Source organism: Burkholderia cepacia, assembly GCF_001039005.1.
GTDB classification, from domain to species: Bacteria; Pseudomonadota; Gammaproteobacteria; order Burkholderiales; family Burkholderiaceae; genus Burkholderia; species Burkholderia theae.
Map to the genome: position 1 here is coordinate 25,120 of NZ_LDWR01000128.1, position 12,497 is coordinate 37,616.

The 12,497-nt window shown below is 68.7% G+C and carries 6 protein-coding genes; 3 read left to right on the top strand and 3 right to left on the bottom strand.

Translation table 11 applies throughout. The features are described 5' to 3' along the window. The first annotated feature begins 217 nt into the window (after window positions 1-217). From VL15_RS38500 to VL15_RS38510, 3 genes are all read left to right on the top strand, one after another. Window positions 218-6,253 carry an alpha-2-macroglobulin family protein gene (locus VL15_RS38500; RefSeq protein WP_048252129.1) on the top strand — a complete coding sequence of 2,012 codons (6,036 nt, stop codon included), beginning with the start codon at window positions 218-220 and terminating at the stop codon, window positions 6,251-6,253. Between the two features lie 7 nt (window positions 6,254-6,260). Further along, the gene (gene pbpC / locus VL15_RS38505; RefSeq protein ID WP_048252130.1) at window positions 6,261-8,528 is read left to right on the top strand and encodes a penicillin-binding protein 1C; all 2,268 of its coding nucleotides are present in this window, start codon (window positions 6,261-6,263) and stop codon (window positions 8,526-8,528) included. A 258-nt stretch (window positions 8,529-8,786) separates the two neighbouring features. Next, the gene (locus VL15_RS38510; protein ID WP_048252131.1) at window positions 8,787-9,476 is read left to right on the top strand and encodes a hypothetical protein; all 690 of its coding nucleotides are present in this window, start codon (window positions 8,787-8,789) and stop codon (window positions 9,474-9,476) included. 16 nt (window positions 9,477-9,492) lie between these two features. Here VL15_RS38510 and VL15_RS38515 read toward each other — a convergent pair whose 3' ends face one another. The 3 genes from VL15_RS38515 to VL15_RS38525 all read right to left on the bottom strand — a co-directional run. Continuing rightward, complete coding sequence (locus VL15_RS38515; RefSeq protein ID WP_048252132.1) at window positions 9,493-10,014, bottom strand: GNAT family N-acetyltransferase; 522 nt, start codon at window positions 10,012-10,014, stop codon at window positions 9,493-9,495. Window positions 10,015-10,117: 103 nt separating this feature from the next. After that, a complete protein-coding gene (locus VL15_RS38520) occupies window positions 10,118-11,365 on the bottom strand; it encodes a multidrug effflux MFS transporter (protein WP_048252133.1) in 1,248 nt (415 codons plus the stop codon). A gap of 321 nt (window positions 11,366-11,686) precedes the next feature. Then, window positions 11,687-12,497 (bottom strand): glutamate/aspartate ABC transporter substrate-binding protein (locus tag VL15_RS38525; RefSeq protein WP_048252134.1); only part of this gene is annotated, 811 nt, incomplete at its 5' end.

The following is a 12,497-nucleotide window of genomic DNA, read 5'->3' on the forward strand; positions in this document are numbered from 1 at the left end:
CGAACAATCTTTTTATAGTCCATTAAATGTTCCGCAATCCGAGACAATCGACATTTCGCTGCTTTTTTGTGTCGCTGACGCGACAAAATTGCGGCGGACGCGCGGGTGTCGCAGGCCGGCGACATACTGCGACTGCGCGCGACGATGCGTGCGCATGACCGTCGGTTAGAATCGCGTGCAATCAAACAGAAAGCTTCCCTCAGAGGGCGATCGAGCGATGAAGCAGCACGACAAACAGAACAAAGCGAAGCGAACCAACCACACCACCCGGCTCGTCTGGCGCCTCGGCGCCGTCGCGGCGCTCGGCGGTGCCGCGGCCCTGTCACTGCATGCGCTCGCGGCGCGCACGGTGAGCGTATCGCCGCAAGGCACCGTCACCGAAGTCCGGCAAAGCGTCGTCAAGTTCGACGAACCGATGGTCGCGTTCGGCTCGGCCTCCGCGCCGAATCCCGCGCGCGTGACCTGCAACGATTCCACCGCCGCACGCGGCCAGGGCCACTGGCTCGACGACAAGACCTGGGTTTACGATTTCGAAAACGACCTGCCGCCCGGCGTGCGCTGCTCGGTCGCGCTCAACGATACGCTGCGCTCGGTCGCCGGCAACGCGGCCAGCGGCCCGCGCCGCTTCACGTTCCAGACGGGCGGCCCGTTCCCGGTGAACGTGCGCCCCGGCTCGCGCGAGATCGAGGAACGGCAGGTCTTCGTGATGAAGCTGAACGGCCCGGCCGAACCGCGCTCGGCGCTCGCGAACATCTGGTGCGAAGCGGCCGGCATCGGCAACCGCATCCCCGTCACGGCCGCCGATGACGATACGCGCAACGCTCTACTCGACCATTTCGGGCTGAAGAAGGATGCCGCGCGCGTGCTGACGCTGTCGTGCGCGCAGGCGCTGCCGGCCAGCGCGAAGATGCAGCTCGTGTACGGCAAGGGGGTCGCGAGCCCGAGCGGCATCGCGAACGAAACCGAACGACGCTTCGATTTCACCGTGCGCGCGCCGTTCGCCGCGAGCTTCTCGTGCGAACGCGAGAATGCAAAGGCGCCATGCACGCCGCTGCGCCCGCTCACGCTGTCGTTCAACGCACCGATCTCGCGCAAGAACGCCGAGGCGATCAAGGTGCGCGGCCCCGACGGCTCGCTGTCGCCGACCTTCGCGGCCGACGACCACAGCGAGGAAGTGACGACCGTCACGTTCAACCCGCCGCTGCCCGCGCAGGCCGGCCTGACGATCGAACTGCCGTCGGGCCTGCGCGACGTGACCGACCGCGCACTGTCCAACGCCGACCTGTTCCCGCTCGCGACGCGCACCGCGCCGATGCCGCCGCTGGCGAAATTCTCGTCGGGCACCTTCGGGATCATCGAGCGCTTCGCCGAACCCGATACGCCCGCGCTCGTGCCCGTCACGCTGCGCAACGTCGAGGCCGACCTGCATATCGCGGGCCTCAACGCGGGCGGCGCGCAATTCGCGAACCTGAAGGTCGAGAACGACACCGCGATCCGCCAGTGGATGCGCACCGTCGACCGCTTCGACAACTGGTCGATGACGGCCGGTTCGATCGACAGCCAGATTCCCGGCCTGCTGGAGCGCAAGGGCCAGCACCCGGTCTACGTGCCGCTCCAGGCCGGCGAAAAGCAGCCCGCGGCGAAGGATCGCCGCATCGACGTGCGCTCGCTGTCGCTGCTCAAGGGCGAGCCCGGCGCGCAGGCACTGACGCTGCCGCAGGCCGACCCGAAGACGCTGCGCCCGTTCGAGATCGTCGGCGTGCCGATCGACAAGCCCGGCTTCTACGTGCTCGAACTCGCGTCGCCCGCGCTCGGCCGCTCGCTGCTCGCGAAGCCGTCGAGCATGTATGTGCGCACCACCATGCTCGTCACGAACCTCGGCGTGCACCTGAAACAGGGTCGCGAGAACAACCTCGTGTGGGTCACGACGCTCGACAAGGGCAAGCCCGTGCCGAATGCGCAGATCCGCGTGTCGGACTGCAACGGCGACGAGATCGCGGCCGGCAAGACCGACGCGCAGGGCCTGCTGAAGATCGACGGGCCGTTCGAGCCGAAGCACGAATGCAGTTCGTCCGAACGCTTCGACGACTACTTCGTGTCGGCACGCGTCGACGATCCGAAGACGGGCCCCGACATGGCGTTCGTCAGCTCGGGCTGGAACCGCGGGATCGAATCGTGGCGCTTCAACGTGCCGACCGACACCGACAGCGCGCCGACCGTGCGCGCGCACACGGTGTTCGACCGCACGCTGCTGCGCGCGGGCGAAACCGTGTCGATGAAGCATTTCATCCGCACCGAGACGCTGCAGAGCCTCGCGTTCCCGTCGCAATACCCGACGCGCGTGACGATCCGCCATCTCGGCACGGGCCAGACGTACAAGCTGCCGCTCACGTGGGCCGCCGACCACAGCGCGGACACGCAGTTCACGCTGCCGCCCGCCGCGAAGCTCGGCGAATACAGCGTCGAACTCGAAGGCGGCCCGGAAGACGCGCCGACCGCCACCTATTACAGCGGCAGCTTCCGCGTCGAAGCGTTCCGCCTGCCGGTGCTGAAGGGGTCGATCGGCGCGCGCGACGCGCAGAAGAGCCCGCTCGTCGCCATCAAGGAAGCGCCGCTCGCGGTGCAGATCGACTACGTGTCGGGCGGCGGCGCATCGAACCTGCCCGTGCAGGTGTCGGCGCTGATGAAGTGGGCGTCGCCGCCGTTCGCGGATCGCTTCGAGGATTTCAGCTTCACGCCGTATCGCCCCGACAAGAGCGACGGCAACGCCGACGACGATTCGCAGGACGGCGACAACACGTCGGCGTCGAACAATGATCCCGACGCGACGAAGCTGATCGCCGACAAGCTGCCGCTGACGCTCGACCGCAACGGCGCGGGCACCGTCACGCTCAAGGGCCTGCCCGACGTCGACGCGCCGAAGCGCATCGCGCTCGAGGCGACGTTCGCGGACCCAAACGGCGAAGTGCAGACGATTCGCGGCGACACGATCCTGTGGCCGGCCGCGGTGGTGGCCGGCATCAAGGCCGGCCGCTGGGTGTCGGTCGGCCAGCGCGTGCCCGTGCAGGCGCTGGCAGTCGACCTGCAGGGCAAGCCGCGTGCGTCGGTGCCGATCGAGATCAAGGGCGTCGCGCACATCACGACGTCGTCGCGCAAGCGGATGGTCGGCGGCTTCTATGCCTACGACAACAAGAGCGACACGCGCGACCTCGGCGTGCTGTGCTCGGGCAAGACCGACGACAAGGGCCGCATGGCCTGCGACGCGACGCTCGAACAGGCCGGCAACATCCAGCTGATTGCGGTCGCGAAGGACGGCGACGGCCGCACGTCGAACGCCTCGACGTCGGTGTGGGTCACGCGCGAGGACGAACTCTGGTTCGGCGGCGACAACACCGACCGGATCGACGTGATCCCGGAAAAAACCTCGTATGAACCGGGCGAAACCGCCCGCTTCCAGGTGCGGATGCCGTTCCGCTATGCGACCGCGCTGGTTGCGGTCGAACGCGGCGGCGTGATGGAAACGCACATCGTCGAGCTGAACGGCAAGAACCCGACCGTCGACCTGAAGGTCGGCGAATCGTGGGGGCCGAACGTCTACGTGTCGGTGCTCGCACTGCGCGGCCGGATTCGCGAAGTGCCGTGGTACTCGTTCTTCACGTGGGGCTGGAAAGCGCCGGTCGAATGGGCGCGCGCGTTCTGGCGCGAAGGCCGCCACTATGAAGCGCCGACCGCGTTCGTCGACCTGTCGAAGCCCGCGTTCCGCTATGGCCTCGGCGAGATCAAGGTCGGCACGGGCGTCCACCGTCTCGGCGTGACCGTGACGACCGACGCGACGCGCTACACGGTGCGCAGCAAGGCGCAGGCGCACGTGAAGGTCACGCTGCCGAACGGCCAGCCCGCGCCGGCCGGCACGCAGATCGCGGTCGCGGCCGTCGACGAGGCGCTGCTCGAACTGATGCCGAACAACAGCTGGGACCTGCTCGACGCGATGCTGCGCCGGCGCGCGTACGGCGTCGAGACGGCCACCGCGCAGATGGAAATCGTCGGCCGCCGCCACTTCGGTCGCAAGGCCGTGCCAGCGGGCGGCGGCGGCGGCGGCGCGCCGACGCGCGAGCTGTTCGACACGCTGCTGCTGTGGAATCCGCGCGTGACGCTCGACGCGAACGGCAGCGCGACCGTCGAGGTGCCGCTGAACGACGCGCTCACGCGCTTCAGGATCGTCGCGATCGCGGCGGTCGGCCCCGACCGTTTCGGCACCGGCAGCACGTCGATCCGCAGCACGCAGGATCTGCAGTTGATCTCCGGCCTGCCGCCGCTCGTGCGCGAAGGCGACGCGTTCCGCGCGCAGGTCACGCTGCGCAACACGACCGACCGCGCGATGCAGGTCGTCGTGACGCCGCGCGTGACCGGCCTCGACGTCGCGCCGCAAACCGTGTCGCTCGCGGCCAATACGGCGACCGAGGTCGCGTGGACGATCACCGTGCCCGAGCAGGCGCTCGACGCGGCCGGTGCGCTGAACTGGCGCATCGAGGCGGCCGAGCAAGGCGGCAAGCGCGCGTCCGACGCGCTGGCGGTGGCGCAGAAGGTGGTGCCCGCGCTGCCGGTGACCGTGCAGCAGGCGACGCTCGCGCAGGTGGACGGCACGCTGACGGTGCCGGTGGCCTCCCCGGCCGGCGCCGCAAACAACGCGCAAGGCTTGCCTCGTGGCGGCATCGCCGTGTCGCTGCAGTCGAAGCTCGCCGACGGGCTCCCCGGCGTGAAGCGCTGGTTCGAGCGCTATCCGTACCGCTGCCTCGAACAGCAGACGTCGCGTGCAATCGGCCTGCACGACCCCGCGCAATGGCAGGCGCTGGTGGCACGCATGCCCGTCTACCTCGACAGCGACGGGCTCGCGAGCTACTTCCCGCCGTCGTCCGACGATTCGCACTACGGCAGCCCGACGCTGTCGTCGTACCTGCTCGTGGTGTCCGACGAGGCAAGCCGTCTCGACCCGCGCTTCGCGCTGCCGGAAGACCTGCGTACGCAGCTCGAAGCCGGGCTCGCGCGCTTCGTCGACGGCCGCATCGAGCGCAACGCATGGGCGCCGCGCCAGGATCGCGACCTGCGCAAGCTCGCCGCGATCGAGGCGCTGTCGCGCTACGGCGCCGCGCAGGGCCGCATGCTCGGCTCGATCGAGATCGCGCCGAACCAGTGGCCGACGTCGGCGGTGATCGACTATCACGCGATCCTGACGCGCGTGAAGGACATCCCGCAACGCGACGAGAAGCGCGCGCAGGTCGAACAGATCCTGCGGGCGCGCCTCACGTACCAGGGCACGCAGCTCGTGTTCTCGACCGCGCGCGACGACGACCTGTGGTGGCTGATGACCAGCAACGAGACCAATGCAGCCCGTCTCGCGCTGGAATTCGCGGGCGACCCGGCGTGGAAGGACGAGATGCCGCGCGTGACGGCCGGCCTGCTCGCGCTGCAGCGCCAGGGCGCATGGCAGACGACGACGTCGAACGCGCTCGGGCTGCTCGCGGTCGAGCGCTTCTCGCGCACCTACGAGAGCACACCCGTATCCGGCGCGACGAAGGTCGTGCTCGGCGGCGACGCGCGCTCGATCTCGTGGTCGCAGGCGCCGGCGCCCGCCGACACGCCGGCGTCGGCCACCGCGGCCACCCGCGCCGCCGCCGCGCGCAGCGTGATGCTGCCGTGGCCGCGCGCCGCGCAGGCACCGGCCACGCTGTCCGTCACGCAAGACGGCACGGGCCGCCCGTGGGCGACGATCGAGAGCCTCGCGGCCGTGCCGCTGCGCGCGCCGTTCGCGGCCGGCTACCGGATCACGAAGACCGTCACGCCCGTGTCGCCTGCCGTCAAGGGCGTGCTGACGCGCGGCGACGTCGTGCGCGTGCATCTCGACATCGATGCGCAGAGCGACATGACGTGGGTCGTCGTCAACGATCCGATCCCGTCCGGCGCGACGATCCTCGGTTCGGGCCTCGGCCGCGATTCCGAAGCGGCGACGCAGGGCGAGAAGACGCCGAACGGCGCGTGGCCGGCCTTCATCGAGCGCGACTTCGACGGTTATCGCGCGTACTACGATTACTTGCCGAAGGGCAAATTCTCGGTCGAGTACACGGTGCGGCTGAACAACGTCGGCACGTTCGGGCTGCCGCCGACGCGCGTCGAGGCGCTGTACGCGCCGTCCGTCTACGGCCTGTGGCCGAACCCGCCGATGACCGTGAAGCCGGCCGACGCGGGCAAGTCGTGAGCATGTGATGATTGATCTGGTCTTGCCGCGGCCGGCGCGTTTCGCCGGCCGCGTAATCGTCGCCGTGGTGCTGGCCGCGCCGCTCGTCGCGCATGCGCTGCCCGGCTACGACGACGTGCGCCGCAACTGGCGCAGTTCCGACTGGGTGCTGCTCGCGCGCGACGGCACGCCGCTGCAGCGCACGCGCGTCGACCTCACCGAACGGCGCGGCGACTGGGTGTCGCTCGCGGATGTATCGCCCGCGTTTCGCGAGGCGATCGTCGTTTCCGAGGACAAGCGTTTCTACGAACACAGCGGCGTCGACTGGCGCGGCATCGCCGGCGCCGCGTGGGGCAACCTGTGGAACGAACGCACGCGCGGCGCATCGACCGTGACGATGCAGCTCGCCGGGCTGCTCAGCGATTCGCCGCGCCGCTCGGGCCAGCGCTCGCTGCCGCAGAAGGCCACGCAGGCGATGAACGCGCTGCTGCTCGAACGCGGCTGGCGCAAGGACCAGATCCTCGAGGCCTACCTGAATCTGGTGCCGTTCCGCGGCGAGACGGTCGGGCTCGGCGCGCTGTCGCAGGTACTGTTCGGCAAGGCGCCGTCCGGCCTCGACGCGCGCGAGGCCGCGATCGCGGCCGCGCTCGTGCGCGCGCCCAACGCGACGCCCGCGAAGGTCGCCGAGCGCGCGTGCCGCATCCTGCACGACATGCATGCCGAGCAGGCATGCGCGTCGCTCGACGGCTACGTGCAGCTCGTCACCGCGCGCCCGGCCAACGCCGTGCGCGACGACGGCGCCGCCCTCGCCCCGCACTTCGCGCGGCGCATCGCGGCCGAGGTCAGGCCGGCGGCCGGCGCGCAGGTTCGCACGACGCTCGATGCGCCGCTGCAGCGCTTCGCGCGCGACACGCTGGTGCGCGCGCTGACCGAACTCAACGCGCCCGCGCACCGGCGCAACGTGCAGGACGGCGCGGCCGTCGTGATCGACAATGCGACCGGCGAGATACGCGCATGGGTCGGATCGTCGGGTGCGTTGTCGAGCGCGCGCGACGTCGATGCCGTGCTCGCGCCGCGCCAGGCCGGCTCGACGCTCAAGCCGTTCCTCTATGCGCAGGCGCTCGACGAAAAGCGGCTGACGGCCGCGTCGCTGCTCGACGACGCGCCGATCAACCTCGCCGCCGGCGGCGGCCTGTACATTCCGCAGAACTACGACAAGGATTTCAAGGGCTGGGTGAGCGTGCGCAGCGCGCTCGGCGGCTCGCTGAACGTGCCGGCCGTGCGCACGCTCGTGCTCGTCACGCCGCACCGCTTCGCCCGCACGCTGACCGCGCTCGGCCTGCCGCTCGCGCAGGAAGGCGACTACTACGGCTTCAGCCTCGCGCTCGGGAGTGCCGACGTCACGCTGCTGTCGCTGACCAACGCGTATCGCGCGCTCGCGAACGGCGGCGTCGCGCGCAAAATCGTCGACCTGCCCGCGCCGGCGTCCGGTGCGTCCGGTGCGTCCGGTGCGTCCGGCGCGTCCGTTGCATCGGCGCCCGCGCATGCGGACGGCGGCACGCGCGTGTTCAGCGAAGCGGCCAGCTTCGTCGTCACCGACATCCTTTCCGACAACAACGCGCGCGTCCGCACGTTCGGCTTCGACAACCCGCTCGCGACGCGCTTCTTCTCGGCGGTCAAGACCGGTACGAGCAAGGACATGCGCGACAACTGGACCGTCGGCTTCACGTCGCGCTACACGGTCGGCGTGTGGGTCGGCAATGCGGACGGCTCGCCGATGTGGGACGTGTCGGGCGTCACGGGCGCGTCGCCCGTGTGGTCGGCCGTCGTCGGCTACCTGCACCGCGACCTGCCGAGCCGTGCGCCGCGCGCGCCGGCCGGCGTCGAGACGCGCCGCATCACGTTCGAGCGCGACATCGAGCCTGCGCGCAACGAGTGGTTCATCGCGGGCACGGCGCTCGACACGATCCGCCTCGCCGCGCCCGTCACGCCGGGCAAGGACGGCGCGCGCGCGCCGCTGACGATCGGCGCGCCGACCGACGGCACGATCTTCGCGATCGACCCGGACATTCCGCCGAAGAACCAGCGAATCTGGTTCGAGCGCTCGGCCGGGCGCGCCACGAAGTTCGCGTGGCGGCTCGACGACAAGGTGATCGGGCATGCCGACCGCATCGCATGGATGCCGTGGCCGGGGCGGCACCGGCTCGAACTCGTCGACGCGCGCGGGAATGTCGCGGATACGATCGGCTTCGAGGTGCGCGGCGCATTCGCGAAAACGGCTGCACGCAAGCCCTGAGCGCCTGGGCCGGCCGCTTGCCGACCGCGCCGCGCTGCCGCAAGGCGCGCGCCGCCGGACGGCCCGCCCGGCGGGAACGATGCGCTCTCTCGACGTTGTCGGTCGACGCCCGGCGTGACCCGTTCCGAACGGAACTGAAAGGATTCCGGCCCGACCCGCAAATGGACAAGCAGCGCGCGGATCCGGAACCTAGAATATGAACAGCGCCGCTGCCCCGGGCGCACACCGGTTGCTCCCTTCTCCCGGACACCCGCGACCATGAACATTCGCCCTACGCACTTCACCCGCCCCGCACTGGGCGCGCTCTGCGTCGCCACGCTCGCGGCGCTCCCGGCCTGCAACGGCGACGCCTGCTTCGGCGTCGATGTCTGCTTCAACAACAACACGCAAACCGTGTCGCTGTCGGGCACGGCCGCCACAGGCGACGCGCTCGCGAGCGCGCCGGTCGCGGTCAGTTGCGCGGTGGGCTCGGCCACGACGCTGACTGACGGCGGCGGCAACTACAGCTTGACGATCAATGCCGCTCTGCCGTGCGTGATCACCGTGACGTCGGGCGGCACGAGCCTGCATTCGCTCGCGTATGCTGGCGGCACCTTCAACACGACGCCCGAGACCGAGCTGATGCTGGTCTATCTCGCCGCGCAGCTCGGCACGAACACGGCCGGGTTGATCGGCAATTTCCAGGGCAACCTGCACTTCCAGCAGGTGATGAACAGCCCGAATGCGGTGCAGGACGCGCAATCGGCGGTCGTGACGAATCTGCAGCAGCGTTATGCGCTCACGCTGGCTACGCCGGCATTCCTGACAACGTCGTTCTTGGTCGGGCAACCGGGCGTCGACAGCGATCTCGTCGCGCTGGCCAAGGCCGGTGCGATCGATTCGAACGGGCTGCCGGATCCGGTTGCCGTGTCGCTGCTGACGCAGGCGGGCACCGCGCATCCGCTGTAGGCGGACCGATCGGGCGTCAGGCGCCCGCTTCGCGCGTATCGTCGGCCAGCAGCGCCCACCGTTCGTGGTCGCGCCATTCGCCGCCGATGCGCAGATAGCGCGGTGAAAAGCCCTCTTTCCGGAAACCAAGCCGCCGAACCAGCGCGATCGACGCATGGTTGCCGGGCTGGATGTTCGCTTCGAGCCGATGCAGCCCGAGCTCGCCGAACGCGACGCCGATCGCCGCGCGCAGCGCGTCCGTCATCAGCCCCTTGCCGCTGAATTCCGCCATCCCGTAGTAGCCGAGATACGCGCTCTGAAACACGCCGCCGACGATCTCGTTGAGGTTCACCACACCGGCTACCGCCCCGGACGTCCGCTCGCGCGCGACGAGGCCCACATTCGGCCCCGTCAGGCAGCGCGAGAACCATTGGTCGAATCCCGCCTGGTCGGAGAACGAATCGACCCACGGCAGATGGTGGCTCCGGCTCGCGCGATTGGCGGCGATCAGGTCAGCGGCGTCGGTGCGCGCGACACGGTTCAGCAGGATCAGGCTCATGGTTCGGTCGGATGCGATGGATTGCGCGGGTGGTCCGGCAAGCGCGGCCGTTCACCCGCGTCGGTCGCCCGCGCCGGTCGCCCGCGTTCGTTCAACGAAACGCTTACGCGGCTTCCCCGCTCCCGCACACGACCGGCGCGGCCTGCTGCTGCGTCAGATACCGCAGCAGCTTGGTCACCATCCACACGACGATGAACGATAGCGCGACGAAGAACACCGCGAGCGGCGTCAGCACATGGATCGACACGAAGCCGGCCAGGCCCATCATCGCGGACGACACGAGCAGCAGCGCGCACCCGAGGATCGCGCTCGTCAGGCCCGCGATATGCGGAAACAGCGAATTGCCCTTGGCCATCAGCGTCGGATACATCGCGCCCGCGCAGAAGCCCATCACGAGCACCGGCGTCGCGAGCGTCCACACGCGCAGGCCGACTGTGAGCGCCAGCACCAGCATCGCGACCGACGCGCCCGCCATCACGCGCGCGCCGATGCGCAGCCGCTGCTCGGCGCTCGGCAGCCCGCGGCCGTGAATCCGGTTCGACAGCCCGCCGAGGAAATACATCAGCCCGATGCCGAGCGCGAGATAACCGAAGAAGGTCGGCGGCTTGTGCAACGTGGTCTGCACCATGAACGGCCCGACGATGTTGAACACGAGCAGGATGCTGTAGCACAGCCCCTGCGCGAGAAAACAGCTCTGGAACACCGGGCTCGCCAGTACCTTGCCCGCATTCGTCATCAGCGTGCGCGGTTCGAGATGCACCGGTTTCGGCAAGGTTTCTCGATAGCGCCACAGCAGCGCCCACATCACCAGCGAGTAGACGAGCAGGAACACGAGGCAGGCGCGCCAGCCGAACCACGTCTGCAGGTGCGCGCCGATCACCGGCGCGATGATCGGCGCGAGCCCCCACGCGATCGACATGTACGTGAACGCGTGCATCAGCGCCTGGCCGGAGAACGAATCGGTGATGATCGCCTTCGCGAGCAGGTTGGTGGTCGCGATCCCGAAGCCCTGCAGGCAGCGCGCCAGCACGAAGGTCTCCAGGTTCTGCGCGCCGAGCGACAGCAGGCAGCCGATCGTGTAGATCACGAGCCCGAACGCAAGCACGCGCTTGCGCCCGTATGCGTCGGCGATCGGGCCGAAGATCAGCTGGCCGAGCGCGTAGGCCGCCATGTAGCCGGACACGCTCGACTGGATCGCCTGAGGCGTCGTCGCGAACGACCGTGCCATATCGGGCAGCGCGGGCACGTAGATATCGATCGCGAGCTGACCCGCGGACGCGAACAGGCAGATCAGGAACAGCAGGAAGCGCGGCGAATTCGACTCGCGCGCGGGGGTGAGCGTGGCGTTCATGACGACTGGGAAGGATGTCGGGCAGCGGTGACGCAGCCGCGCGATGTTCGAATTGCGAACACGCGTGCGGTCGTGGCGAATGGCGTATTGTGCCTGTTGTTGCGTCAGGTGACAGGATTCCCCTGGCGCGGACGAGGTTGAATGCCGATTGCGGCACATCCGGAAATGCGCTAGTGCCGGGGCGATTTCGATCGTCAAGGCCCCCGGCCGCACGCGGGCCGAAAATCGGCGCATGGCGCATGGCGCGCCACTCGCTCCCATCCTCGACACCGCCGGCATGCGCCGGCGGTTTTTCGTCGCGATACCGCGATCAGTACACCATCAATACTGCGCCTGGTCCGTCGGATTCCTGAACAGCTGCTTCATTTCCGCCGACAACGGATAGTTGAGGCTCACGCCCTTCGGCGGAATCGGTTGCGTGAACCACTGGTTGTAGAGTTTCTCGGCCGCGCCCGACGTCTGCAGCTTCGCGATCACGCCGTCGACGACATGCTTGAACGCGGGATCGTCCCTGCGCATCATGCACGCGTAGTTCTCGTGGACGAGCGGCGTGCCCGCCACCGTATACGCACCCGGGTTGCGATCCTTCGCGATCTCGCCGTACAGCAGCGGCTCGTCCATCACGAACGCGACCGCGCGCCCGGTCGTGACGTTCATGAACGCTTCGGCGTGATCCTTCGCGCTGATGATCGTCATGTTCATCGCCTTCTCTTCGTTGAGCTTGCGCAGCAGGCGCTCGTCCGACGTGCCGGCCGTCGTCGCGACCGTCTTGCCGGCCAGGTCCGCGAAGTCCTTCACGCCCGAATCCTTGCGCGTGCTGAAGCGGATCCCGTACAGAAAGATGCTGTTCGAGAACGCGGCCTGCTTCTGCCGTTCGAGCGTGTTGGTCGTCGATCCACATTCGAAATCGATCGTCCCGTTCTGCAGCAGCGGAATCCGGTTCTGCGACGTGATCGGAATTTCCTTCACCGTGAGGTTCGGCAGGTTCAACTCCGTCTTCAACTGGTCGATGATGCGCGACGAGATGTCCCTCGAGTAGCCGATGTTTTTCTGCTGATTGTCCGAATACGAGAACGGCACCGACGATTCGCGAATGCCCAGCGACACGATGCCCGTGTCCTTGATCTTCTTC